Source organism: Sphingobium xenophagum, from assembly GCF_031457465.1.
Taxonomy (GTDB): Bacteria; Pseudomonadota; Alphaproteobacteria; order Sphingomonadales; family Sphingomonadaceae; genus Sphingobium; species Sphingobium xenophagum_A.
Map to the genome: position 1 here is coordinate 1 of NZ_JAVDWV010000013.1, position 25267 is coordinate 25267.

The 25267-nt window shown below is 64.1% G+C and carries 28 protein-coding genes; 12 read left to right on the top strand and 16 right to left on the bottom strand.

Going from position 1 to position 25267, the window contains the following annotated elements; all coding sequences use genetic code 11:
- Positions 1-174 precede the first annotated feature (174 nt).
- Complete coding sequence (locus J2W40_RS14020) at positions 175-1068, top strand: tyrosine recombinase XerC (RefSeq protein WP_310225862.1); 894 nt, start codon at positions 175-177, stop codon at positions 1066-1068.
- Here J2W40_RS14020 and J2W40_RS14025 read toward each other — a convergent pair.
- From J2W40_RS14025 to rsmI, 4 genes are all read right to left on the bottom strand, one after another.
- Positions 1065-1664, bottom strand: a complete 600-nt coding sequence (locus J2W40_RS14025; RefSeq protein WP_310225864.1) for a DedA family protein — start codon at positions 1662-1664, stop codon at positions 1065-1067. The two genes, J2W40_RS14020 and J2W40_RS14025, sit on opposite strands and share 4 nt — an antisense overlap.
- A gap of 195 nt (positions 1665-1859) precedes the next feature.
- The gene (gene gshB / locus J2W40_RS14030; RefSeq protein WP_310225866.1) at positions 1860-2834 is read right to left on the bottom strand and encodes a glutathione synthase; all 975 of its coding nucleotides are present in this window, start codon (positions 2832-2834) and stop codon (positions 1860-1862) included.
- A gap of 142 nt (positions 2835-2976) precedes the next feature.
- Positions 2977-3330: a YraN family protein gene (locus tag J2W40_RS14035; protein WP_310225868.1), complete on the bottom strand. Its 354-nt coding sequence runs from the start codon at positions 3328-3330 to the stop codon at positions 2977-2979.
- Positions 3327-4169 (bottom strand): 16S rRNA (cytidine(1402)-2'-O)-methyltransferase, encoded by an 843-nt coding sequence (gene rsmI, locus J2W40_RS14040; protein WP_310225870.1) that lies wholly within the window; start codon positions 4167-4169, stop codon positions 3327-3329. The genes J2W40_RS14035 and rsmI overlap by 4 nt, the downstream gene beginning before the upstream one ends.
- An 11-nt stretch (positions 4170-4180) precedes the next feature.
- On the opposite strand from rsmI, the gene J2W40_RS14045 reads away from it, so the two are divergent.
- Positions 4181-5386, top strand: a complete 1206-nt coding sequence (locus tag J2W40_RS14045) for a penicillin-binding protein activator (protein WP_310225872.1) — start codon at positions 4181-4183, stop codon at positions 5384-5386.
- A 60-nt stretch (positions 5387-5446) separates the two neighbouring features.
- On the opposite strand, the gene J2W40_RS14050 is transcribed toward J2W40_RS14045, so the two are convergent.
- Entirely contained in the window at positions 5447-6547 is a 1101-nt protein-coding gene (locus J2W40_RS14050; RefSeq protein WP_310225874.1) for an AI-2E family transporter, read from the bottom strand.
- Between the two features lie 130 nt (positions 6548-6677).
- Between J2W40_RS14050 and J2W40_RS14055 the strand changes: the two genes are divergently transcribed.
- Positions 6678-7478 (top strand): TrmH family RNA methyltransferase, encoded by an 801-nt coding sequence (locus tag J2W40_RS14055; RefSeq protein ID WP_310225877.1) that lies wholly within the window; start codon positions 6678-6680, stop codon positions 7476-7478.
- A gap of 163 nt (positions 7479-7641) precedes the next feature.
- Entirely contained in the window at positions 7642-8913 is a 1272-nt protein-coding gene (locus tag J2W40_RS14060; protein WP_310225879.1) for an MFS transporter, read from the top strand.
- A gap of 85 nt (positions 8914-8998) precedes the next feature.
- On the opposite strand, the gene rplS is transcribed toward J2W40_RS14060, so the two are convergent.
- Genes rplS through ffh form a run of 9 tightly spaced genes read right to left on the bottom strand, consistent with a single transcriptional unit; the run spans position 8999 to position 15043 of the window.
- The gene (gene rplS, locus J2W40_RS14065; protein ID WP_037479649.1) at positions 8999-9367 is read right to left on the bottom strand and encodes a 50S ribosomal protein L19; all 369 of its coding nucleotides are present in this window, start codon (positions 9365-9367) and stop codon (positions 8999-9001) included.
- 6 nt (positions 9368-9373) lie between these two features.
- Positions 9374-10111: a tRNA (guanosine(37)-N1)-methyltransferase TrmD gene (gene trmD / locus J2W40_RS14070; RefSeq protein ID WP_310225881.1), complete on the bottom strand. Its 738-nt coding sequence runs from the start codon at positions 10109-10111 to the stop codon at positions 9374-9376.
- A complete protein-coding gene (locus tag J2W40_RS14075; protein ID WP_096061044.1) occupies positions 10108-10380 on the bottom strand; it encodes a hypothetical protein in 273 nt (90 codons plus the stop codon). Before J2W40_RS14075 ends, trmD begins: the two co-directional genes overlap by 4 nt.
- Before the next feature lie 46 nt (positions 10381-10426).
- Positions 10427-11920, bottom strand: a complete 1494-nt coding sequence (locus tag J2W40_RS14080) for a serine hydrolase domain-containing protein (protein ID WP_310225884.1) — start codon at positions 11918-11920, stop codon at positions 10427-10429.
- Positions 11920-12294: a type II toxin-antitoxin system VapC family toxin gene (locus J2W40_RS14085; protein ID WP_310225886.1), complete on the bottom strand. Its 375-nt coding sequence runs from the start codon at positions 12292-12294 to the stop codon at positions 11920-11922. The genes J2W40_RS14080 and J2W40_RS14085 overlap by 1 nt, the downstream gene beginning before the upstream one ends.
- The gene (locus J2W40_RS14090) at positions 12291-12560 is read right to left on the bottom strand and encodes an AbrB/MazE/SpoVT family DNA-binding domain-containing protein (protein ID WP_310225888.1); all 270 of its coding nucleotides are present in this window, start codon (positions 12558-12560) and stop codon (positions 12291-12293) included. The genes J2W40_RS14085 and J2W40_RS14090 overlap by 4 nt, the downstream gene beginning before the upstream one ends.
- A gap of 33 nt (positions 12561-12593) precedes the next feature.
- On the bottom strand, positions 12594-13088 hold the full coding sequence (gene rimM / locus J2W40_RS14095; protein WP_310225889.1) for a ribosome maturation factor RimM: 495 nt from the start codon (positions 13086-13088) through the stop codon (positions 12594-12596).
- A 5-nt stretch (positions 13089-13093) separates the two neighbouring features.
- Entirely contained in the window at positions 13094-13540 is a 447-nt protein-coding gene (gene rpsP / locus J2W40_RS14100; protein WP_310225892.1) for a 30S ribosomal protein S16, read from the bottom strand.
- Positions 13541-13582: 42 nt separating this feature from the next.
- Positions 13583-15043, bottom strand: coding sequence for a signal recognition particle protein (ffh, locus tag J2W40_RS14105; RefSeq protein ID WP_310226147.1), 1461 nt, complete (start codon positions 15041-15043; stop codon positions 13583-13585).
- A gap of 581 nt (positions 15044-15624) precedes the next feature.
- Between ffh and J2W40_RS14110 the strand changes: the two genes are divergently transcribed.
- The 8 genes from J2W40_RS14110 (at position 15625) to J2W40_RS14145 (ending at position 23405) form a co-directional block, all read left to right on the top strand.
- Positions 15625-16326: a hypothetical protein gene (locus tag J2W40_RS14110; protein WP_310225893.1), complete on the top strand. Its 702-nt coding sequence runs from the start codon at positions 15625-15627 to the stop codon at positions 16324-16326.
- Between the two features lie 220 nt (positions 16327-16546).
- A complete protein-coding gene (locus J2W40_RS14115) occupies positions 16547-17950 on the top strand; it encodes an amino acid permease (protein ID WP_310225895.1) in 1404 nt (467 codons plus the stop codon).
- Between the two features lie 449 nt (positions 17951-18399).
- Positions 18400-19200 carry a diaminopimelate epimerase gene (gene dapF / locus J2W40_RS14120; protein ID WP_310226149.1) on the top strand — a complete coding sequence of 267 codons (801 nt, stop codon included), beginning with the start codon at positions 18400-18402 and terminating at the stop codon, positions 19198-19200.
- Positions 19200-20510, top strand: coding sequence for a tRNA (N(6)-L-threonylcarbamoyladenosine(37)-C(2))-methylthiotransferase MtaB (gene mtaB, locus J2W40_RS14125; protein WP_310225897.1), 1311 nt, complete (start codon positions 19200-19202; stop codon positions 20508-20510). The genes dapF and mtaB overlap by 1 nt, the downstream gene beginning before the upstream one ends.
- Positions 20507-21445 carry a signal recognition particle-docking protein FtsY gene (gene ftsY, locus J2W40_RS14130; protein WP_310225900.1) on the top strand — a complete coding sequence of 313 codons (939 nt, stop codon included), beginning with the start codon at positions 20507-20509 and terminating at the stop codon, positions 21443-21445. Before mtaB ends, ftsY begins: the two co-directional genes overlap by 4 nt.
- Positions 21435-22052 (top strand): septation protein IspZ, encoded by a 618-nt coding sequence (ispZ, locus tag J2W40_RS14135; RefSeq protein ID WP_310225902.1) that lies wholly within the window; start codon positions 21435-21437, stop codon positions 22050-22052. The genes ftsY and ispZ overlap by 11 nt, the downstream gene beginning before the upstream one ends.
- 178 nt (positions 22053-22230) lie before the next feature.
- Positions 22231-22845 (top strand): superoxide dismutase, encoded by a 615-nt coding sequence (locus tag J2W40_RS14140; protein WP_310225904.1) that lies wholly within the window; start codon positions 22231-22233, stop codon positions 22843-22845.
- 122 nt (positions 22846-22967) lie between these two features.
- Complete coding sequence (locus tag J2W40_RS14145; RefSeq protein ID WP_310225906.1) at positions 22968-23405, top strand: hemerythrin domain-containing protein; 438 nt, start codon at positions 22968-22970, stop codon at positions 23403-23405.
- A gap of 7 nt (positions 23406-23412) precedes the next feature.
- Here the strand turns inward: J2W40_RS14145 and J2W40_RS14150 are convergent, their stop codons facing one another.
- Together J2W40_RS14150 and J2W40_RS14155 are read right to left on the bottom strand one after the other, a co-directional pair.
- On the bottom strand, positions 23413-24945 hold the full coding sequence (locus J2W40_RS14150) for a methyl-accepting chemotaxis protein (RefSeq protein ID WP_310225908.1): 1533 nt from the start codon (positions 24943-24945) through the stop codon (positions 23413-23415).
- Positions 24945-25196 carry a hypothetical protein gene (locus J2W40_RS14155; protein WP_310225910.1) on the bottom strand — a complete coding sequence of 84 codons (252 nt, stop codon included), beginning with the start codon at positions 25194-25196 and terminating at the stop codon, positions 24945-24947. The genes J2W40_RS14150 and J2W40_RS14155 overlap by 1 nt, the downstream gene beginning before the upstream one ends.
- Between the last annotated feature and the right edge of the window lie 71 nt (positions 25197-25267).

The following is a 25267-nucleotide window of genomic DNA, read 5'->3' on the forward strand; positions in this document are numbered from 1 at the left end:
GGACAAGGGATCAATCAAAGGCAAAATCAAACGAGCAGGGTGGAACGATGCATTCCTTCTCTCAATGCTTGGTCATATGCGATAGCCCTGCCCTTACAGGGGAGGATTTTAGGGACATGCCGCATGCCGATCCCGCATTTCCCATTTCCCCTAACCTGCCCTATCCTCCCGCCCATGCCCTCCCCAGACCTCATAGACCGCTGGCGTCATCATCTTGCGCTCGACCGTCGCCGGTCGATCCATACGGTGCGCGCCTATGTCGCGACGGCCGAGCGGCTGGTCGCTTTTCTCGAACAGCATCATGGCGAAGCGGTGACCGCAGCCAGCCTGGCGCGGATCGACCAGGCGGACCTGCGCGCCTTTCTGACGGTGCGGCGCATGGACGGGATCGGCAATCTATCGGCGGCGCGCGAACTGTCGGCGGTGCGCGGTTTTCTGCGCTTTACAGGCGGCGAGGATGCCCGCGTGCCACTGCTCAAGGGACCACCCGCCAAACGCGGCCTGCCCCGCCCCATCTCGCCCGACGAAGCCGTCGCGCTGGCGCAGGACATAGCCGAAACCGCGCGCCTGCCGTGGATCGGCGCGCGCGACTGGGCAGTGCTGCTGCTGCTGTACGGTGCGGGCCTGCGCATCGGCGAGGCGATGGGGTTGACCGGCGCGGCGCTTCCGCTCGCCGGCACGCTGCGCGTCACCGGCAAGCGCAACAAGACCCGGCAAGTCCCGCTGCTGCCACAGGTACGCCAGGCGATCGAAACCTATGTCGACCAATGCCCCTTCCCCATGACCCGCGACGAAGCGCTGTTCCGGGGCGCGCGCGGCGGGCCGCTGTCGCCCGCGCTGATCCGCCGCGCCGTACAGGGGGCGCGCGGTCGGCTGGGCTTGTCAGACCGCACCACGCCCCATGCGCTGCGCCACAGTTTCGCGACGCATCTGCTGGGGCGCGGCGCTGATCTGCGCAGCCTTCAGGAATTGCTCGGTCACGCCAGCCTGTCATCGACCCAGGTCTATACCCAGGTCGATGCAGCGCATTTGATGGACGTCTATCGCAACGCCCATCCGCGCGCCTAACCTTTGGGCTTCCAGGTCGCCAGCCGCCACAGATAGAGAACGACCGCGCCGACGACGCAGATGGTCGCTGCCGGGCCGATATATTTATCGATCTCGCTGAAATTCTTGCCCAATATGAAACCGGCATAGGCCAGGATGATGTTCCATATCAGCGCCCCGCCGGTGGTCCACAGCAGGAAGCGGATATGCCCCATCCGAAACAGCCCGGCGGGCAGCGACACCATGGTCCGCAGCGCAGGCATGAAGCGGAAGACGAAGACGACGATCTGGCCATATTTGCCGAACAAGCGGTCCAGCGCCTCCACATCGCGCCACTCCAGAGTCGCCCAGCGGCCATAGCGATCGACCAGCGGCTTCAACCGGGCAAAGCCCAGCACATGGCCGATCATGTACCAGAAATAATTGCCGACCGTGGTGCCCAGCGTGCCCGCCACCAGCAACCAGCCCATGTCCATCCGCCCCTGGCCGACACGGATGCCGCCAATGCCCATGATCAGTTCGGACGGGATCGGCGGAAAGACATTTTCCAGCACCATCAGCAGAAAAATACCCCAATAGCCGCCTGCATCAATCAGGCGCAGCACCCAGTCAGTCATATATATTGCTCACAGCCCAACATGCTGCTGACGTCCGCAACCGGGTACCAACCCATCCTCCGTTCGCCCTGAGCTTGTCGAAGCCTGTCCTGAGCGCCTGCCTTGGCAGGCAGTCGAAGGGTGCCGCACTTCTTGAAAAAAAGAAAAGGGCTTCGACATGCTCAGCCCGAACGGGCGAAAGATAACAACCAATCCTCAAATTGCCGCCCGCGCTGCCAGCCTTGCGTCGATCGCGTCCCAGATCAGCCCACCCGTGTCAGTCCCGTCGAACGCCTCGATCGAGACGATGCCGGTTGGCGAGGTCACGTTGATCTCGGTCAGCCATTCGCCGCCGATTACGTCGATACCCACGAACAACAGGCCGCGACGCTTGAGTTCCGGCCCCATCGCTGCGCAGATTTCGCGCTCCTTGTCGGTCAGCACGGTCTTGGCCGCAGAGCCGCCGACCGCCAGGTTGGAGCGGATTTCGCCAGCGCCGGGAATGCGGTTGACCGCGCCCGCGACTTCGCCGTCGATCAGCACGATACGCTTGTCGCCCTCCGCGACGCCGGGAATGAATGCCTGAACCATGAATGGCTCGACCCATGAGGCGTTGAAGAGTTCCACGAGCGAAGAGAGGTTGGCGCCATTTTTGCCGACATGGAACACCGCCACGCCGCCATTGCCATAGAGCGGCTTGACCACGATTTCGCCATGTTCGGCGAGGAAGGATCGCACTTCGGCCAGGTCGCGGGTGATCATCGTCGGCGGCATGAAGCGCGCATAATCCAGCACGAACAATTTTTCAGGCGCATTGCGGACGCTGGCGGGATCGTTGACCACCAGCGTCTCATCCTGCACCCGCTCCAGCAAATGGGTGGCGGTGATGTAGGACAGGTCGAAGGGCGGATCCTGCCGCATCAGCACGACATCGACATCACGGCCCAGGTCGATCATCTCTTCCGGACCATAGGCGAAATGATCGCCATCCACTTTCTGCACATGCACCGGCCGCGCCTTGGCCAGCACCCGGCCCTCGCGGAACGTCAGGTCATGGGCGAGATAATGATAGAGGCGGTGCCCCCGCGCCTGCCCCGCCAGCATGATATGAAAGGTCGAATCGCCCGCGATCTTGATGCCCTCCATCGGGTCCATCTGCACCGCGACGGTCAGGGGGTTGAGCTGCGTCATTGGGGTCATCCTCATATAATGACTCGTCATGCTAAACTTGTTTCAGCATCCATTCGTCCTACCGCCGCGTATATCCGCAGCCGCAGAGCTAATGGACCCTGAAACAAGTTCAGGGTGACGAAGGGGTGTATGGAAGGACAAATCACCCCCCATGCCAGACATTCGCCAGATGGCGTGGCGCGCGGCCGGGCGCAAGGAGGATGACGTCGATTCGCATATCGTCCCCCGCTTTGCCCAGCTCATGCCACAATATTTCCGCCGCCGCCGCGACCCGGCGCAACCGCCGTTCGTCGATTGCCATGTCCAGTTCCGCCGCCGTGGCGCGCGCCTTCACCTCGACAAAGGCCAGCATCGTGCCCTTGCGCGCGACCAGATCGACCTCCCCCGCCGCCGTCCGCATCCGCCGCCCGACGATTTGCCAGCCTTTGAGCCGAAGCCACCAGGCGGCGATCCTCTCCGCCTGCCGCTCGCGGCGCTCGGCGCTTTCGCGCTTCACCCCTTCAATTCCGTCGCCCGGTCATAGAGCGTGCGCCGGTCCAGCCCCAGTTTCTTCGCCACCTCGCCGGCCGCCTTCGACACGGACAACCGGGTCAGCGCCTCACGCAGCGCGGCGTCCGCATCTTCAGCGGTGGCGGGCGGCGCTTCGCCCGGCGGGCCGACGGTCACCACGATCTCGCCCCTGGGCGCGGCCTCGGCATAGCGGGCGGACAGTTCGCTCAGCGTGCCGCACGCCGTTTCCTCGAAGGTCTTGCTGATTTCCCGGCTGACCGCCGCCTCCCGGTCGCCCAGATGCGCCGCCATCGCCGACAGGCTTTCGGACAGGCGCGGCCCGCTTTCGTAGAAGACCAGAGTCGCCCGCAATCCCGCCACCTCATCCAGCGCGTCGCCCCGCGCCTTGGCCTTGCTCGGCAGGAAGCCCATGAACAGGAATCGATCGGTCGGCAGCCCCGACAGGGTCAGCGCCGCGATCGCCGCGCTTGGCCCTGGCAGCGTCGTGATGCGCCGCCCCGCCGCCCGCGCATCGCGCACCAGCTTGTAGCCCGGATCGGAAATCAGCGGCGTGCCCGCATCCGACAGCAAAGCGACCGATTCGCCCGCCATCCGCTCGACCAGTCGCTGGCGCACATTTTCGCCGCTATGGTCGTGATAGGGCAGCATCGGCCGATCAGAGCCTGCATGGCGGAGCAGCCGCGCGCTGACCCGCGTATCCTCGACCGCGACGACATCGGCCAGCCGCAACACCTCCGCTGCGCGCGGCGTGAGGTCACCAAGGTTGCCGATCGGCCCCGCGACGATATAAAGCCCAGGTTCAAGACCCGATGATTGAGTTTCCATAAGGACGCCAGATGACAGAGACGGATGCCTCCCGGCAAGCGGACTTGTTCGCTTCCCTCAAACGCGGCGCACGGCTGGCTTTCGCCGCGAGCGCCCTGATGCTCGCCGCCTGTCAGTCGATCGTGCCCAAGGGACCGGCCCCGACGACGCCCACCGGCCCGGCCCAGCCGTCAGGTCCGACCGTGACCGAAGGCCTGCCCACCGACACGCTGCGCCATCGCGTCGCGCTGCTGGTGCCGATGAGTGGCACCAATGCGGGCGTCGGCCAGTCGATCGCCAACGCCACCACGCTGGCGCTGATGGATACCAAGACCGACAAGGTCCGCATCACCACCTATGACACGGCGCTGGGCGCGGCGGCGGCCGCCAACAAGGCACTGGCCGATGGCAACCGCCTGATCCTTGGCCCCTTGCTGGCCGACGACGCCCGCGTGATCGGGCCGATCGCGGCGCGCGCCAATGTGCCGGTGATCAGCTTCTCCAACGACAGCGGCGTTGCGGGCAGCGGCGTCTATATCATGGGCTACAACCCCAATCAGTCGATCGAGCGCGTCGTCGGCTTCGCCCGGCAAAAGGGGCTGAGCCAGTTCGGCGCACTTATCCCGCGCGGCACCTATGGCGAGCGGGCGGGCAACGCCCTGCTGCGCGCGGTGGAGCAGGCGGGCGGTACGGTCGTGTCGATGCAGACCTTCGACCGCAGCCCCGCGTCGATGACGGCGGCGGTCAAGAAATTGCAGGCCTCCTCCAGCTATGACGCCCTGCTGATCGCCGACAGCGGCCGCGTCGCGCTACAGATCGCGCCGATCGTGCGCAAGAATGGCGGCGCGACCGCACGGCTGCTCGGCACCGAATTGTGGAATACCGAAGGCACGCTGTCGGCCAGCCCCGTGCTGCGCGGGGCCTGGTTCGCCAGTGTTTCGGACAGCCTCTATCGCCAACTCGCCACCAAATATCGTGCGCGCTACGGCAGCGCGCCCTTCCGCCTGTCCTCGCTCGGCTATGACGCCGTGCTGCTGACGGTGCGGATCGCGCAGGACTGGAAGCCCGGCAGCGCCTTCCCCGCTGCGCGCCTGCGCGACGCGGGCGGCTTTTCCGGCATCGACGGCGCCTTCCGCTTCTCGCGCTCCGGCGTCGCTGAACGCGCGCTGGAAGTGACTGAGATCGGCGCAGGCAACCTGACCGTCGTCGCCCCCGCGCCCCGCAGCTTCGGGGATTAAGGCGAAGCGCGCGCCACCCGGCCCGCCGCCTTGGCTGGCCGGGTGGCACCACTCAATGTCTCAACCCGCCGCCCCGCTTCCCGTCAGCCGCATGCGGGTGAAAATATTCCAGGTCGCGATGAAGAGCGCCGCGATCACCGGGCCAATGACGATGCCGTTGAAGCCGAACAATTCGATGCCGCCCAGCGTCGTGATCAGCACGACATAATCGGGAATGCGCGTGTCGCGGCCGACCAGGATTGGGCGGAGCACATTGTCGACCATACCGATGATCATAACGCCGCACGCCACCAAGATGATGGCCTTCCAGATCGCGCCGCTTGCAAACAGAAAGATGGCGACCGGCACCCACACGATCGCCGTGCCGATCGCGGGCAGCAGCGAGAAGGCACCCATCAGCACGCCCCACAACAGCGCACCCTGTATCCCCAAGGCCCAGAAGACGATGCCGCCAATCAACCCCTGAACGATGGCGACCACGAGGCTGCCCTTGATCGTCGCCCGGATGACGATGACGAATTGCTGGATCAGCGCCTGACGCTGGCTGGCCCGCAACGGCGCGGCCACAGCGATCCGCTGCGACAGTTTTTCGCCATCGCGCAGCAGGAAGTAGGACAGATAGAGCATGACACCCAGCGCCATGAAGAAGCTGAACGCACTCTGGCCGATCTGGAAGGCCTGCGCCGCGAGCATCCGGAAACTGCTGGTAATGCCCTTGGTCAGCATCGCCTGCGCCGCGTCGAAATTACTAAGGCCGATCCGCCCCAGATAAGGCCGCGTCCATTCCGGCAAGCTCGCCATGGCCTGGGAGAACAGGCGGGCGAAGTCGATCTCCCCGGATTGGATCTTGCCATAAAAATGCGCCGCTTCCTGCAACAACGCCGCTCCCAGCACAAAGGCCGGAACGATGACGATGACGAGGATCAGGAACAGGGTGATCAGCGCAGCGGCATTTTGATGCGTGGGTATAGCCGCCAATATGTTGCGATATACCGGCGCGAACAGAATGGCGGCGATCACGCCCCACAATATCGCCGCCAGAAAGGGTTGTATCACCAGGAAAAAGGCGACCGACACCAGCAGCACGACGCCAAGGAAGAAGCCGTCCTCAATCTTGGGCGAGAAGGGTGGCGGCGGTGATTGGGGGGCGTGGGAATCCATGCCCGCTCCTTCGCAAGATTTTGCGATCAAATCCATCGCCGAACGACCGGCCGACCCCTGCCCTCTGTCCTTTTGTCGTTTCCGTCGATAGAGAAGCCCATTCCTTGGGCAATTGGGACGTCGAGCAACCGTGGCACGCGAAATCACCGGATTTTCAAACCCGCTGGTGAAGCGTGTCCGATCCTTACGCGAAAAGAAGTTTCGCAAGGCCGAAGGCCTGTTCCTGGCCGAGGGCCTGCGCATCCTGACCGAAGCGCGTGAGGAAGGCGTGCTGCCCGAAATGCTGTTCCACGCCGGGTCCACCCATCCGCTGGCGGCCGAGCTGATCGCGGCGATGGAAGCGGCGGGTGGCGACGTCATCGAAACCAGCGCGGACATCCTGTCCAAGATCAGCGGCAAGGATAATGCGCAGGCCGTGGTCGGCGTCTATCGCGACCGGCTGACGCCATTGGCCGCGCTCGATCGTACCAAGGCCGACATCTGGATCGTCGCGCAATCGCTGCGCGACCCTGGCAACCTTGGCACCATCTTGCGCACCGGCGACGCGGTGGGTGCGGGCGGCCTGATCCTGATCGACGATTGCGTCGACCCCTTCTCGGTCGAATCGGTCCGCGCCTCGATGGGCGCGCTGTTCACCCAGTCGATCACCCAGGCGCGCTGGCCCGAATTCATGACCTGGCTCCGCGCCGGCCCCGGCGAACTGATCGGCACCAGCCTCAAGGCAACCCACGACTATCAGGAACCGCGCTACCAAAGCCCGTCCTTCCTGCTCGTCGGCAATGAAGCGCAGGGCCTGCCGGAGGTCTATGAAGCCGAATGCGACCTGCTGGTGAAGATGCCGATGCTGGGCAAGGCCGACAGCCTGAACGCGGCGGTGGCGACGGCGGTGATGGCTTACGAACTACTGAACCAGAAACGGCGACGATCATAGCGGCACGCAAGACCAAATCCTCCCCTGCAAGGGGAAGGGGACCGGCGCAGCCGGTGGAGGGGTGTCACCCCATCGAGAGCGTGACCCCCCTCCGTCTGGCCTGTGGCCAGCCACCTCCCCTACCAGGGGAGGATTTTGGCAAAGATAGCAGAGGGGGCATGATATGGCGGAACTGAGCGGCGTCGGGGAAATGTGGCGGCACAAGCGCGTGCTGACGGCCAGCCTCGTCGGCACGGCGGTCGAATTTTACGACTTCTACATCTACGCCACTGCCGCCAGCCTGATCTTCCCCTCGCTCTTCTTCCCCTCCTCCTCGCCCACGGCGCAGCTCATGGCCTCCTATGGCAGCCTCGCGCTCGCCTTCTTCGCCCGACCTCTCGGCGCGGCGGTGTTCGGCCATTATGGCGACCGCGTCGGGCGCAAGGTGACGCTGGTCACCTCGCTGATGCTGATGGGCGGCTGCACGCTGGCTATCGGTTTCCTGCCCACCCATGCGCAGATCGGCTGGTGGGCCCCACTGATCCTGTGCATATTGCGCTTTGGTCAGGGGCTGGGCCTGGGCGGCGAATGGGGCGGCGCGGCGTTGCTGGCGGTGGAAAATGCCCCGCCCGGCTGGCGCGCGCGCTTCGGCATGTTCCCGCAACTGGGCGCGCCAGTCGGCTTCATCGCCGCCAATGGCCTGTTCCTGATCCTGGGTACCATCCTGACCGAAGAGGAATTTTTCGCCTGGGGCTGGCGTCTGCCCTTCCTTGGCAGCGCCGTGCTGGTGTTCCTTGGCCTCTGGGTCCGCCTCAAACTGACCGAGACTCCGGAATTTGCCGCCGCCCAGGCCGAAGCGCCGCCCCCTGCCATGCCGCTCGCATCGCTGTTCAAACATCATCTGGGCGCGGCGATCGCGGGCACCTTCGCCGTCGTCGCCTGCTTCGCCATCTATTATATCGCGACCGCCTTCGCGCTCGGCTACGGCACCACCACGCTCAAGATCGACCGCAGCGATTTCCTCTCGATCCAGCTCGGCGCGATCCTGTTCATGGGCTTAAGCATCCTCATCGCAGGCTGGTGGGCAGACAAGACCAGCCCCACCCGCGTGCTTGCCTGGGGCTGTGTCGGCACGGTCTTCATGGGGCTGATCTTCGGCCCGATGATGGGCGCAGGCACGCTGCTGCCGATCTTCCTGATCCTCAGCCTCGCGCTGTTCCTGATGGGCTTCGTCTACGGGCCGCTGGGCGCCTATCTCCCCGCCCTCTTCCCGATTCAGCTCCGCTATACCGGGGCGTCCTTCGCCTTTAACCTTGGCGGGATATTGGGCGGCGCGCTCGCCCCGATCGTCGCCACCTGGCTGATCGCGGTCCAGGGCGTCGAATTTGTCGGCCTCTATATGTCGGCCGCCGCCGCGATCAGCCTGGCGGGCCTATGGTGGACCAGCCGCGAATAATTCACCGTCAAAGAAAAAGGGCGGCGCTCCCAATGGAACGCCGCCCTTTCCTGTTTCTACGCTATCCCGTGGGACAGCCGAGGGATCAGCCCTCGGTACGCACGTCGCGACGCTCGGCGATGCGAGCGCGCTTGCCGGTGCGGCCGCGCAGATAATAGAGCTTCGCACGACGCACCACGCCACGACGGACGACGGTGATCGAATCGATGTTGGGCGAATAGAGCGGGAACACGCGCTCCACGCCTTCGCCGAACGAAATCTTGCGCACGGTGAAGTTCGAACCCATGCCCTTGTTCGAACGCGCGATGCACACGCCTTCGTAATTCTGGACGCGGCTCCGTTCGCCTTCGACGACCTTCACGCCGACGCGCAGCGTGTCGCCGGCGCGGAATTCGGGGATTTCTTTGCCGAGGGCGGCGATGTTTTCCGCCTCGATCTGCTGGAGGATGTTCATGAAACGTCAGTCCTTCAAGTCGCGTTGCGCACCAGAGGGCGACTGGACCCGAACGCCGCTGTGACGTTCCCAAAGGTCCGGCCGCCTTAGCCGTGTATCATCGACCGCCCTTTGTTTCCGCCAGGCGGCGATCTTCGCATGATCCCCCGATCGCAACACCTGCGGGATCGTGCGCCCCTCCCATTCTACTGGTCGGGTATAGTGCGGATATTCGAGCAACCCCGTTTCAAAGGACTCCTCGACTCCGCTGGAAGCCGCGCCCATTACACCGGGAAGCAGCCGGACGCAAGCATCCAGCAGCAGCAGCGCGCCCATCTCGCCGCCCGACAGGATGATGTCGCCCATGCTGACCTGCTCGATCGGCCGGGCGTCGAAAATCCGCTCGTCAAACCCTTCGAACCGGCCGCACAATATGGTCGCGCCCGGCCCCTCCGCCAGTTGGCGCACCCGCGCCTGCGTGATCGGCACGCCGCGCGGCGTCATGGCAAGGACGGGCAGGTCGGGCCGCCGCTCCAGCGCATGATCGACCGCTTTTGCTAATATATCCGCGCGCAGCACCATGCCCGCGCCGCCACCCGCAGGCGTATCGTCCACGGTGCGATGCTTGTCGGTGGCAAAATCGCGGATGTGGATGGGATCGCAGGCCCATTTCCCCTCGGCCAGCGCCCGCCCGGCCAGCGACACGCCCAGCGGCCCCGGAAACATCTCCGGGTAGAGCGTCAATATCTGCGCGGTAAAGCTCATCGCCGCCGCGCCCGCATCTTGGCGGCGGACCAGCCCCCGCCCAGGCACAGCGCACCGCACAGCAGCAGCGTCAGGCCAATGGTCCGCAGCAGGTCAGCAAAGGGCCGCTCAGGATGGATGAGGCCAGGCAGCAGCACCAGCAGCGGCACCGGGCAGACCAGCGCCACCGCAGCCGCGATCTTGACGCCGCGCGACCAGCCAAGGCCGAACAAGCGCCAGCCAGCGGCCAGCATGGCGATCAGATAGAGGGCAGTGAATATCTGGGGCATGTCTCGCGCTTAGGCGATGCCAGCCGCAGCGTCCAGACGGCTGCTGTCAGGGTGCCCGAACCGTGAAGGACAGTTCCTGTATCTGCGCATCGGGCGTCGGGGCCAGCAAGATCGTACCTGCCACCCGCCCGCGCTCGCACGTCCAGGTGAACCGTCCCGCCAGCGCGCCAGTCGCGACGATCGGCGCATCGCTGGCACATGCCCCCACCTCCTGCTTCACCGCCGCGATCCTTTTGCCCCACTGCGCCGCATCATGATCCATCAGGAAATTCATCGCCAGCGGATCGCGCGCCGCCTGCACATCGCCCGCCGCATAGATACGCCCCGCCGCCGCATAGCCGTCCGCCAGCAGCGCCGACACCGGGATCGTCCGCGCGATCAACGCCCCCGCCTTGTGCAGCGCTACCGCCGCGTCCCAGGCCGGGCCGCTGCCACCATTATAGGTGCGGTTGGTAAAGACGAAGATGCCCACGCCATAGTCCGGCATCAGCATGACATGGCTGCCATAGCCGGGATAACCGCCACCATGCGCCAGCGTCAGCCCCAGGTCGCAATCCTGCGCCACTCGCATCGCAAAGCCATAGGCCGCCGCCTGTCGGCATGCGGTCGCCCCGCTCGCGCCGTTGCGCTGGGCGACCCCCATGAAATTGCTCCCCTGCGCCAGCATTCGCACCGAAGCGCGCGCCACCGGTCCCACCTCCGCATCGTCGCGAGCAGGCCAGGCCGACAGCAGGAAAGCGACCCAGCGCGCATAGTCGTTGGCGCTGGTCTGCAAGCCCCCCATCGCCCCGAATGCCCCGTCCGCCATGGTCGGCTCGACGCTCCAGCGCCCCTCTTCCCAGCGATAGCCGATGGCGCGCTGCTCGACCGGCCATTCGCTGACCTGATAGCCGCTCGACGTCATGCCGAGCGGGGCCAGCAAGCGGCCCTCGACATAGGTGCGATAGGGCCGACCAGACACATTGGCGACAATCCGCCCCAGCAGCGCATAGCCGAAATTGCTATACTCATAGCGCGTGCCGGGCGCGGTGCTGAACGGCACGCCGGTTTGCAACATCAGTGTAAAATCGGCTTCCGGCAAAGGCGTCTGCCGATCGCCCCAAGGATTATCGTCCACCAGACCGGCACTGTGCGTCAAAAGGTCGCGGACGCGGATGCGCGGACTGTCCTTGGTCGGATAGGTCCATCCCCGCATTTCCGGCACATGAGTTTCGGCCAGATCGTCCAGGCCGAGCTTGCCCTCTTCCCGCAATTTCAAAATCGCCAGCGCCGTGAACGCCTTGGTCATCGACGCGACACGGAACAGGCTGTCGGGCGTCACCGGCCGCTTATGCACCAGATCCTGCACGCCCAAGCCCTTCACATGGACCAGCTTGCCATCGGCCACGATCCCATAGACCAGCCCCGGCGCACGACTATCCATCTGAAAATCGGCAAACAACCGGTCGATCTCAGGGATTGCCGCAGCGATCTTCTGCGCATCGGCGGCGTGGGCAGCGCAAGGAATGACCGCGAGGAGCAATAGGAGAAAATATCGCATCAATGCGTCCAGTCCTCCACGCGCAAACCGGGGATATCCTTGAAATCGGCAAGGTTGCGCGACACCAGCGCCGCATCGAGGGACAAGGCATGGGCGGCAATGAGCCGATCAAAACTACCCCGCCTGAATGGCATGGCGGCATAGGCTTGCGCCGCAGCTTCATCGAAAGGCAGGATGCCCACTTCCGCGACAAAGGCAGCCAACGCGTCCGACGCCGGCGGCTTGCCGCGCATCGTACCATAGGCCAATTCGGCATAGGTGATGGAAGAGATGAAGAGACTGCCCGCAACCTGGTCGGCCACGCGTGCGATCAATGCGGGATAGACGCCGGTAAAGACATAGATGCAGCTATTGGTATCGAGCAGCCGCATCATGCCCCGGACGCATCACGGCCGAGCAGGTGCCAGTCACGCCGAGAATCATCGAAATCCTCGCGCGGCAAGGGTTCGAGCCATGGAGCCGTGCCCGCGAACTTGCTGACATCGATCTTGCGTTTGCTATGCGCGGGTTCGAAGCTATATTTACCCTGCTCTTCGCGCAGGGTCATTTCCGCGCCCTCTTTCAGACCAAGGGCCTTGGGCAAGCGCAATGCCAGGCTGTTGCCAGACTTGAAGACCTTGGCCTTATATTCCTCGCTCATGGCAATGCCCTTCGTATATACTCGCTGTATATACTACTCGACAAACAGCGCGTCAATCACCGCCCGCTCCGCCTCCAGCGTCACCGCATGCATCGGGGCCATGAACCGCTTGCCGGGCTTGCCGTCGACCGACGGCCGCTGCACTTCGACAATATCGCCCGCGCCGAAATTCTCGATCGCGATGATCTCGCCCAGCGCTTCCCCCTCGCTCGAAACGCAAGGCAGGCCGATAATGTCGGCATGGTAATATTCGCCCTCGGCCAAAGGCGGCAGGGCGGATCGCGGAACGGTCAGCGCCGTACCGCGCAGGGCTTCGGCCGCACCGCGATCGCCGATCTCGGCAAAGCGGGCGACCGCGCCATTGGGGCCGGGGCGCACCGACTTCAACGTCAATGTGCGCCCCGCCGCATCGAAGCTGCCATAGGCTTTGAGGCTTTCGGCCCCTTCGCCAAACAGCTTGAGACGGACTTCGCCCGCCACCCCATGCGCCCCGACGATCGCGGCGAGCGTGACGGGCTTGTCCGTCAAGACAATCAGCCCTCGGCCTGTTCGGTCGCGGCTTCCTCGGCGGGAGCCTCTTCAGCCGGCGCTTCGGCAGGCGCCTTGGCGGCTTCTTCCGCAGCGATGCGGGCTTCTTCGGCTTCAGCCAGCTTGGCCGCACGATCTTCGGCGCGATCCTTGGCCTTCTGGCCCGGCACGGCCTTGTTCGGGTTGTTGCGAACGATCCGCTCTTTCACGCCAGCAGCGTCGAGGAAACGGGCAACGCGATCGGTCGGCTGCGCACCAGCGGCAACCCAGTGCTTCGCACGCTCGACGTCCAGGATGATGCGCTTCTCGTCGCCCTTGGGCAGGACGGGGTTGTAGCTGCCGATACGCTCGATGAACTTGCCATCGCGCGGCGCGCGGCTGTCGGCCACGACGATGCGATAATAGGGGCGCTTCTTGGAACCACCGCGCGAGAGACGAATGGACGTTGCCATGGAACTTAACCTTTCTACACTAAATCAAATTACGGAAATTGCTTATTTCTTCATGAAATTCTGAAAGCCCGGCGGCAGCTTGGGCATATTGCCGCCAAGCCCACCAAGGCCCGACAGGTCAGGCGTACCCGCGCCATCGGGTCCGCCGAGGCCACCCATGCCGCCCCCGGTAAACATCTTGGCCAGCCCCTTGAGGCCACCCATTTTGCGGATCTTCTTCATCGCCGTTTCCATCTCCTGATGCATTTTCAGGAGGCGGTTGACGTCCTGCACGGTCCGCCCGGCACCCTTGGCGATGCGGATCTTGCGCTTGGCGTTGATCAGGGCGGGGCGCTCCCGCTCCTTGGGCGTCATAGACCCGATCATCGCGTCGAGATGGATCAGCGTCTTGTCGTTCGCGCCGCTATTGGCCATCGCCGCCTGCGCCTTTTTGAGGCCCGGCAACATGCCCGCCAGCGCGCCAAGACCACCCATGCGGCGCATCTGATTAAGCTGCGCGCGCAGGTCGTTCATGTCGAACTGACCCTTGGCCATCTTCTTGGCGAGCTTGTCCGCTTCGTCCGCGTCGATGCTCTCGGCCGCGCGCTCGACCAGCGAGACGACATCGCCCATGCCCAAAATGCGCTGCGCCACGCGCTGCGGATGGAACGGCTCGATCGCGTCGAGCTTTTCGCCCGTGCCCGCAAACTTGATCGGACGGCCGGTAACCGCCCGCATCGACAGCGCCGCACCACCGCGCGCATCGCCATCCATCCGCGTCAGCACGACGCCGGTCAGCGGCACCTGCGCGGTGAAATTCTGCGCGACATTGACGGCATCCTGGCCGGTCAGCGAATCGACCACCAACAGGATTTCGGCGGGGCTGCTCGCGTCAGCGACAGCCTTCATCTCGTCCATCAGCGCCTGGTCAACATGCAGACGCCCGGCGGTGTCGAGCATCACCACGTCGAAGCCCTGCAGCTTGGCCGCCTGCAGCGCGCGCCTGGCGATATCGACCGGCTGCTGCCCGGCGATGATCGGCAGGGTCGCCACATCGCATTGCGTGCCCAGCACGGCCAACTGCTCCTGCGCCGCCGGACGCTGCACGTCGAGCGACGCCATCAGCACCTTCTTGCGCTCGCGCTCCTTGAGGCGCTTGGCGATCTTCGCGGTCGTGGTCGTCTTGCCCGACCCCTGCAGGCCGACCATCATGATGACGGCGGGCGGCGCCACGTCGATCATCAGGTCCGACGTTTCGGACCCCAGCGTTTCAGTGAGCGTGTCGGAAACGATCTTGACGACCATCTGCCCCGGCGTAACCGACCGCAGCACATCGCTGCCGACCGCGCGTTCGGTGGCCTGATCGACGAACTGACGCACGACCGAGAGGGCGACATCGGCTTCCAGAAGCGCGATTCGCACCTCGCGCATCGCGGCGCGGACATCGTCCTCCGTGAGCGCACCACGCCCGCGCAGTTTATCGAATACCCCACCCAGACGATCGCTCAGCGAATCGAACATCATCACCTCAATTGGACCAAAAGGCCCGGAAAACAGCAGCTACCCTGCCAAAACGACAAAATCGCCGGTGGGCGAAACCTCGCCAACCAGCGTCCATACAAAACGCCTGTTGCATCCTGTTGTCAGGCTGCGCGCTCAATGGATGTGTCAGGGACCGAACGGCAAACCGCCCGATTGCTGGCGTGCGCTTAAAGGAAAGCGGCGTGAATGGCAAGCGCGGCGCGCGGACGCGCTGACCGCCCCATGATCGGTATCGCCGCGAAAGCGGGGATCCATCTCCCCAGCGCCGCACTTGGGAGGCTGCAAGAAGATGGCTTCCCGCCTTCGCGGGAAATGACGAGATGGGTGGTTCGCAAACACCCATCAAACACCGTCACCCCGGACTTGATCCGGGGTCCATGAGCCTCACCCTCGCAATGACGTCTAACCGTTGAGCTAATGGATGCCGGGTCAAGCCCGGCATGACGGCAGGGGGGGTGGGAAGGCGACTGACGGCTTAGCGCAGCAACAAGTCCTAAGCTGACATAGCATCCCCGTGCAGAACCTAGATTGCGGTGCAAAGCATTGTCGTTCATGTTCCATGAATGACCGGGGGTTCCACATTTCAAAATTTCCTCACGCAGACGATGGGTGAGTTTGGCACGGTCCCTAAGCGTGGGCTGATCTACGTCTCAATAGCAGGCGCGCTATCGGCTGTCACCGACCTAGTTCATTGGGGTACAGGCACTAAATTCTCTGATTTGGATTACGCCCTTCTCGGCGTCGTCATATTGGCTTGGCTCGCAGCGGCATATCTTACGACCATGACAATGGTTGAAAAGCGATCAACCGTGGTGGGCTTCGTCAAGTTTGCAGCCATTACCATTCTGACGTTCGTGCCGATATTATCTAGCTTGACTGTTCTAGTTTACACGTCTCGCTCAGGTCTGCACGACGGCTTGACCGTTTCGACCGTCATCACGTTGCTTCTTATCGGCTTGCTGTTTTTAGCGTTCCTGCCCGCTTGGCCGATAGCGCAGGCGATCGCGACACACTTCGTAAGTCCGATGCAGATCGTAAAGGCAACGAAAGGCTATCGCTGGTCACTGATATTGGTGTTCTTTGCGGCTAGTGGCGTGAACAAACTTATGCCTGATATGTCGTCCGCCACGAATGCCGGAGAAGCGATTGCTCTAGCCTTGTGTGGTGCCGTCGTGGCCGCTGCAACGCTGGTTCTGACTGCTAGTATCGCCGTCACCGCATGGAAGTTTGCGGTGCGACGGGACGCCACCCTTGACCGATGGTGAGCGTCGTCTGAGAGCTTCACAGCACGCGGTAAACGTCCACCATTGCTCCCCATCACACATCGCTGTCCTACCGGCACCTGAGCCGCTATGCTCCCAACCGCGCCCCTCATGCGCCCCGCACCCGACTTTGCGATAAAATCAAGGCCGCGTAATTTTATGTCGAAATCTGCGGAAAATGTGCGAAGCTAAGGGCGACACCATAAGGGGAGCCTGAACCGCCATGAGTTGGACACGCCGCAAGTCGATCGAAGCGATGACGCCGACGGGGGACCAGCATCGCCTGGCCCGCACCCTGTCCTGGCCGCATCTGCTGGCGCTGGGCGTCGGCGCGATCGTCGGCACCGGCATCCTGACCCTGATCGGCGTCGGCGCGGACCGTGCCGGGCCTGCCGTCCTACTCTCCTTCGCCATAGCGGGCGCGATCTGCGCCTGCGCCGCGCTCGCCTATGCCGAACTCTCGACCATGATGCCCGCCGCGGGCAGCGCCTATAGCTACTCCTATGTGGCGCTGGGCGAGGGCATTGCCTGGATCGTGGGATGGAGCCTCATCCTCGAATATAGCTTGGTCGTCTCGACCGTCGCGGTCGGCTGGTCGGGCTATGCCGCGCCACTGCTGACCGGGATCGGCTTTCCCGAACTGCTGACGCAAGGGCCGGAACTGGGGGGCCTCGTCAACCTGCCCGCCATCTTCATCATCGCGGTCGTCGCGGGCCTGCTGATGCTCGGCACCCATGAAAGCGCCCGCCTCAACAGCATCCTCGTCCTCATCAAGATCGCGACCTTGAGCCTGTTCGTCTGGGTCGCCCTGCCCGCGTTCGACGCACAGAATCTTGAGCCGTTCATGCCCTTCGGCTTCGCCAAGGATATGGGACCGGACGGGGTCGAGCGCGGCGTGATGGCGGCGGCCGCGATCATCTTCTTCGCCTTTTACGGCTTCGACGCCATTTCCACGGCAGCAGAGGAAGCCAAGAACCCGGATCGCGACCTCGCCATCGGCATCGTCGGGTCGCTGATCGTCTGCACCCTGATCTATGTCCTGGTCGCGGCCGCCGCGATAGGCGCGATGCCCTTCACCCGCTTTGCCGACAGCCCCGAACCACTTGCGCTGATCCTGCGCGAAATGGGTCGCGGAGAGGTCGCGCGGATCGTCGCCATCGCCGCCGTCATCGCCCTGCCGACCGTGCTGCTCGGCTTCCTCTATGGCCAGAGCCGCATCTTCCTGGTCATGGCGCGCGACGGTTTCCTGCCGCAAAGCCTCGCCAAAATCTCCAAGCGCGGCACCCCTGTGCGCATCACCATCGTGACGGCGGTGCTGGTCGCGATCATCGCGGGCCTGCTCCCCATCGACGAGATCGCCGCGCTCGCCAACGCCGGCACCCTGATCGCCTTCACCGCCGTCGGCGCCTGCCTCCTCGTCCTGCGCCGCCGCAGCCCCGACCTCCGCCGCCCCTTCCGCACCCCCGCCGCCTGGTTCGTCGGGTTAGGCGCGATTTGCGGCTGCGCCTATCTGTTCATCAGCCTGCCGAGGGACACGATATTGGCGTGCCTGGGGTGGAATGCGCTGGGGCTGGTCGTGTATTTTCTGTACGGGCAGAAACGGGCAACGGCCGCTCATTCGAGGTAAAAAACATGCCTTCCAACCTGAAATGCCTGGGCGCTTCACTTGTCCTGCTTATGTGGGGAAGTCAGGTTAGTGCTGAAAAACAAATGAAGATCATCCCCTTTTCAGAATTGGACCGTAGTAAGCCCATACCACGTTCCAGTCCCTCAACATGGTTTACCAGTGAAGACGCGCGAAGGTTGCCGCCATTAACGGGTGGCGCGACCACGTCCTTTACGCTCAGTGTCGATGAAACGGGCGCAGTGGTAAAATGCACGGTCGAGACAAGCTCAGGATCGCCTACCCACGATCAAGCCCTCTGTGGAACGCTCATGAAGCGCGTTCAATTTGTCCCGGCGCTGGATAAGCAAGGAAACAAGATTCCATCCGTCTGGCGCAACCGCATAAAGTGGTAGTGGCAACAGCGACCCGCACTGGTGATTTGATAGAAATCCCCCTACATGCTCCCCATCATGGGACGCTTCTCCAAAATGCATGGCCTGGGCAACGACTTCGTCGTGATCGACGCGCGTAGTGACGCGATCGAAATGACCCCGAATCTCGCCCGCGCCATTGCCGATCGTCATGCCGGGATCGGCTGCGACCAACTGATCCTGATCGGCAACGCCCCCGACGCGGACGTGTCGATGCAGATTTTCAACGCGGATGGCAGCGAGGTCGAAGCCTGCGGCAACGCCACCCGCTGCGTGCCCTTGTTCGTCGGCCGCGACGTGTCGATCCGCACCAAGGCGGGCCTGCTCGAAGCCAAGGCCGTCGATGGCGGCGTCAGCGTCGACATGGGCGCGCCGCGTTTCGCATGGGACGCGATTCCGCTCGCCTACCCCATGGACACGCTGATCATGAGCGCGAGCTGGGAAGACCTGCCCGCCCCCGCCGCCGTCAATGTCGGCAACCCGCATGTCATCTTCTTCATGGACGCTTGGGACGGTGTGAACTTCGAGCGGCTCGGCCCGCTCATAGAGACCGACCCGCTGTTCCCCGCCCGCATCAACGTCAATTTCGCGCAGGTCATGGCCGACGATCATATCCGCCTGATCGTGTGGGAACGCGGCGCTGGCCTCACCCGCGCCTGCGGCACCGGGGCCTGCGCCACCGCCGTCGCCGCCATCCGCCGCAAGCTGGTGCGCGGCCCCGTCACGGTCAGCCTGCCCGGCGGCGATCTGGTCATCGACTGGGCACCCGGCGGCACGATCAGCATGACCGGCCCCGCCACTCATGTCTTCGATGGCGAGGCTGACTGGGCGCGCTTCTGATGAGCGGCCCCGCCATCATCACCATGGGCTGCCGCCTCAATATTGCGGAGAGCGAGGCGATCCGTGACCTGACGCAGGGGCAGGACGACCTGATCGTCGTCAACAGCTGCGCTGTCACCGCCGAAGCCGTGCGCCAGACCCGCCAGGCCATCCGCCGCGCCCGGCGCGAGCGGCCGGAGGCGCGGATCATGGTGACGGGCTGCGCCGCCCAGACCGAGCCGGAGACGTTCGCGGCGATGGCCGAAGTCGATGCGGTGATCGGCAACCGGGAGAAGCTGGACGCGGAAACATACCAACGTCCGTTCGCTTCGAGCGACGTCGAGAAGCGCTTCTCGACGTCGCTCGAAGCGAACGGGGCTTTTGGAGCGATGCCCAAAGTCCGTGTCGCCGACATCATGGCCGTGCGCGACACCGCGCCGCATATGGCGTCCGCCTTTGCCGACCATGCCCGTGCGTTCCTGGAGGTGCAAAATGGCTGCGACCATCGCTGCACCTTCTGCATCATACCCTATGGCCGGGGCAACAGCCGCTCCGTGCCCGCAGGCGCGGTGGTGGATAAGGCGCGCGAACTGGTCGCGGCGGGCTATCGCGAGATCGTACTGACCGGCGTCGATGTCACCAGCTACGGCCCCGACCTGCCGGGCAGCCCGTCGCTTGGCTCCCTGGTCGAGCGCATCCTGACCGGCGTGCCCGACCTCCCCCGGCTGCGCCTCTCCTCGATCGACAGCGTGGAGATAGACGACCGCCTGTTCGACCTGATCGCCCACGAACCCCGAATGATGCCGCACCTTCATCTCTCGCTTCAGGCGGGCGACGACATGATCCTCAAGCGCATGAAGCGCCGCCACAGCCGCGCCGACGCTGTCCGCATCGTTGAACGGCTCAAAACCGCCCGCCCCGACATCAGCATCGGCGCGGACATCATCGCCGGTTTCCCGACCGAGGAGGATGCGATGTTCGAACGGAGCCTGGCGCTGGTTGCCGACTGCGACATCGTCCATGGCCATATCTTCCCCTACTCGCCCCGCACGGGCACGCCCGCCGCGCGGATGCCGCAGGTCGATCGCCCAACCATCAAGGCCCGCGCCGCCCGCCTGCGTGCTGCCTGTGAGAGCCAACGGAATGCTTGGCTACGCAGCCTGATCGGCACGACCCAGTCGGTGCTGGTCGAACGCAGCGGCCTGTCGGGCCATGCCGAAAATTTCGCGCCCGTGCGCTTTACGTGCGCCCAAACGCCCTCGACCATCGTCACCGCCCGCATCACGGGGCTTGAGAAGGACACGCTGATCGCGCAAGAGGCCGCATCATGACAGACACTGGCACCAGCTGGCGCGACCGCCTCTTTGGCGGTTTGAAGCGCACGTCCGACAAGCTCGGCGACAATCTCACCGGCCTGTTCGGCAAGGCAGCGCTGGACGCGCAGACGCTTGACGAGATCGAGGAAGCGCTGATCCTGTCCGACCTTGGCCCGGCCATGGCGGTGCGGGTGCGCGAGCGCCTGGCCGAAGGACGGTTCAACAAGGAACTGACCGAGGAATATCTGCGCGAAATCATCGCGGAGGAAATCGAGAAAGTGCTGGCCCCCGTCGCCCGCCCACTGGAGATCGAAGCCTTCCCCCGACCGCAGGTCATCCTCGTCATCGGCGTCAACGGATCGGGCAAGACGACTACCATCGCGAAACTCGCGCATAATTTCCTGGAACAGGATTATGGCGTGATGCTGGCGGCGGGCGATACGTTCCGCGCCGCCGCGATCGGCCAGCTCAAGGTCTGGGCCGAGCGGCTGGGCATTCCGATCGTCGCGGGCAAGGAAGGCGGCGACGCAGCGGGCATCGTGTTCGACGCAGTCAAGCAGGCGACCGCCACCGGCATCGACGTGCTGATTGTCGACACCGCAGGGCGTCTACAAAACAAGACCGAATTGATGGACGAACTGGCCAAGATTCGCCGCATCCTGGGCCGGTTGAACCCGGCGTCGCCGCATGACGTCGTGCTGGTGCTGGATGCCACCACGGGCCAGAATGCACTGAACCAGATCGAAGTGTTCAAGGAAACGGCGCAAGTCACCGGCCTGGTCATGACCAAGCTGGACGGCACGGCGCGCGGCGGCGTGCTGGTCGCGGCGGCAGAAAAATTCCGCTTGCCCATCCACGCCATCGGCGTTGGGGAAAAGATCGAGGATCTGCGCCCCTTCGATCCCGGCGACATGGCGCGCGCTATTGCAGGAACCGCTTATGCCCGCTGATACCAAACCCGCCCATAGCGGGACGCTGAGCCTGGCGCTCGATTTCGGGCCGCTGCTGGTCTTTTTCCTCGGCTATAAATTTCTGGGCATGATCGTCGGCACGGCGGCCTTCATGGTCGCCATCGTCATTGCGGTGATCGTGTCGAAATGGAAGCTGGGTCGGGTTTCGCCGATGCTCTGGCTATCGGCGGCGCTGGTGCTGTTTTTCGGCGGCCTGACCATCTATTTCCATGACCAGAGCTTCATCCAGTTGAAGCCAACCATCATCTACGCCTTTTTCGCGTTGATGCTGTTCGCGGGACTGGCACGGGGCAAGCCGCTGCTCAAATATCTGTTGCAGGCCGCCTATGATGGCCTCAGCCACACCGGCTGGATGAAGCTATCACGCAACTGGGCACTCTTCTTCGTCGCCATGGCGATCGCCAATGAGGCGATGCGTCGGTCGATGAGCTTCGACACTTGGCTTGCGGTCAAGGTTTGGGGCGTCACCATCGTCTCGGTGATCTTTGCCGCCGCCAATATCCCGATGTTGATGCGCCATGGCCTGAAACTGGGCGACGAGCCTGCCAGCGACGATCTGGGCGAGACGACCCCGCCCCAAGGTTGAACCGCCTGCTAAGCCCTTATTTCTGCGATCGTTTCGCAATAGGCATATAGGCCTTTTTTCCGCGCACGGGTGCGCATATGGAAGGGCGCGGCGGCGTTTCGCGTCCCGCCTGGACCCATAACAGATCGACCGCGCCAGTCATCGTGCGGCCGTCCCACCGAACCTTAGGAGTTCCGCCATGGCTTTTGTTCTGCCCGACCTGCCCTATGCCAAGGATGCATTTGGCGACATCCTGTCGGCCGAAACCTTCGACTATCACCACGGCAAGCATCACAACGCCTATGTCGTGAAGGCCAATGAGCTGATCGCCGCCGACGCCGCCCACCAGGGCAAGTCGCTGGTCGAACTGATCAAGTCGACCAAGGGCGGCCTGTTCAACCAGGTCGGCCAGATCTGGAACCACACATTCTACTGGCAGTCGCTGTCGCCGACCAAGACCGCGCCGACCGGCGACCTGCTCGCCAAGATCGAAGAGGCTTTCGGCTCGGTCGATGCGCTGATCGAGAAGATGAAGGCGGAGGCCGTGGGCCATTTCGCCAGCGGCTGGGCCGCGCTGATCCTCAAGGACGGCAAGCTGGAAGTCACCAGCTATCATGACGCCGACACGCCGGTCGCGCATGAAGGCCATGCCCCGCTGCTGATCGTCGATGTGTGGGAACATGCTTATTATATCGACTATCGCAACGCGCGCCCCGGCTATGCCGACCGCATCCTCAAGGACGCGATCAACTGGGACTTTGCGGCGCTGAACCTGGACGGCGAAGGCGCCAGCAGGGCCGACCAGCCGGGTTGATGCTCAAGGGGCGGCCTCGCACGGGGCCGCCCCATTTCTTTTCGGTTTCTTGCCTCATCCTCCACAATCTTTTGTTAAGGCGCGCCACGCATCATGGCCTTTCCGTAAGGAGAGGGTGACATATGATGGATATGGCAGGACTGCGGGAACAGCATAAGCAAATCAGCCTGACCGCCCGACAATTGGCGCAGGCCACCAGCGATACGACCGCCCCGCAAAGTGTTGCGGCATTGCGATGGTCACTTGCCCGGCAATTGATCGCGCATTTGGCATTGGAAGATCGCATCCTCTACCCCAAAATGCAGCGATCAGCCAACCCGCTTGCGCGTAAGACCGCCCTGCAACTGCAAGGCGAAACCGGCGCGCTGGCGGAGGGCTTCACCCGCTATATGGCGGCCTGGAGCGATGACCGGATCGCGCGCGAATGGCCCGCTTTCTGCGCGGAAACCCAGGCGATCCTGGCCACGCTGACGCAAAGGGTCGACCGCGAGAACCGCACACTCTATCCACTGGCCGACGAGCATCAAGGTGCCGGCCCGCCCGTTGCCCGCGCGGGCTGAGCAGCGATTACGCCGCTTCGAGTTGCGCCACGAACAGGTCTGTCGCGCGCTGCAAATCCTGCGCGGTGCGCGACAGACCGGACGCCGCGCTCGACACCCGCCCTGACAGGCTTTCGGTACTCCGTGCCATATCCGCCACTTGCTCCATTCGTCCGGCCATGATGGTGGCATCCTGCGCCGTATCGCGCGCAGTCGCACCAATGGCCGCCGTCGCATCCCGCTGATCAGCCACCGCGCGTTGGATCGCGTCGGCGGCATCGGCCAATTGCTCGACCGCACTGGCAACATTGGACAGCGCGTTTTGGGCGACACCAGCCCCTTGCTGCGCCGAGGATGCCAAGGATTGGATTTCCCCTGTCGCATTGGCGGCTTGTCCGGCCAATTGCTTCACCTCGCCCGCCACCACGGCAAAACCGCGTCCGACATCCCCGGCGCGCGCCGCCTCGATCGTGGCATTGAGCGCCAGCAAATTGGTGCGCGACGCGATCTGGGTGATCGAATGGGCAAAGCTGGTGATGGACGCGGTATGACTTTCCATGTCGCGCATCGCTTCATGTCCGGCGTTGGACACACGTTGCGCCTCCCCACCCAGCGTCGCCTGCTGATGCGCGGCCGAGGCGATGGCCGTGATGGATTCGGACAATTGATCAATCCGCTGCGCCAACATCGCCGCGCGCGCCGAGGATTGCTCGGCGGCATGGACGGTCTCGCCCGTGCCCGCGCTTGCGCGACGCGCGAGATCGTTCAGGGAGAGGGCTGACTCCTCCAACTCGCCGGTCGCTGCACTGACCGCATCGGCCACTTCGGCGATCGACTGGCGGAAGGCCGCAAGCAATGCGAGCGTTTCGGCCCGGCGATCCGCCATCATCCGTTCGCGTTCCCGCTCCCGTTCCACACGAAGCGCCGCTTCGCGCGCATCGGCCTCCCGCCGCGCTGCCATCGCCGCTTCCGCGGCAGCGCGTCCGGCCTGGGCCTGTTCGGCCAACTCCGCCGATCCCGCAACATGGCTGTCCAATGCCAGCAGCATTTCGCGCAAGCGAACGCTAAGATAGCAGAGGACCGATGCCTGCAAGATCACCGCCGCCCCATGGAGCGCGATCCGTTCGAGATTGCCCTGCCCCGGAAAGACCCAGGACGGTGCGAGATAGTTGAGCAGCAGATGATGGAGCGCGACCAAGGTCGCCCCCAACACGATCGGCCGCCAGTCATAGAGCAGCACCAGCCCCGCCAGCGCCACGAAGAAATACATATGGCCGTCCATTTGCCAGCCATGGCCAGACAGCAGCACGACACCGATGGCAGGCTGAACCGCCGCCAATGTGCCCATGACCATGCGTGCTTCCAGATCGCGACGCCCGCGCAGGACCATCACGGTCGGCAGCGCGTTGACCAAGGCCGACAGGAACATCGCCCTGATGCTGTCCTCCCCGCCCATCGCCATGGCCATCAGGCCCAGCACGACAGTCCACACCCAGCTGGCGAGCAAGAGGATACGCAGGCCCTGCAAGCGCAGGCGACCAAGACTGCTGATCGCGGTCATCAGCCCAGATCTCCGCAACCGCCAGCGTCAGCCGCAATGGCAAGGACACCGGACATGAGCAAAGGCCGCGCCAAGGCATCACGCCGTCCCTCCACCACCAGCGATCCCGCCCATGGCCCGGCGGCGATCAGGCGCGCGCCATGGGCAACCGCCACGCGCGCAAGCCCCGCGCGCCCATCCTGGGTCATCGGCATCAACAGCATGCGTCCGCTGGCAGGGGGCATGGCGTAGAGCGCCGCCAGGCTACTCATCACCAGGCAGCATTGAACAGATAGGGACGTGCCGGGACGCGCGCGCGCAAAATATGTCATTCCATCCGGAT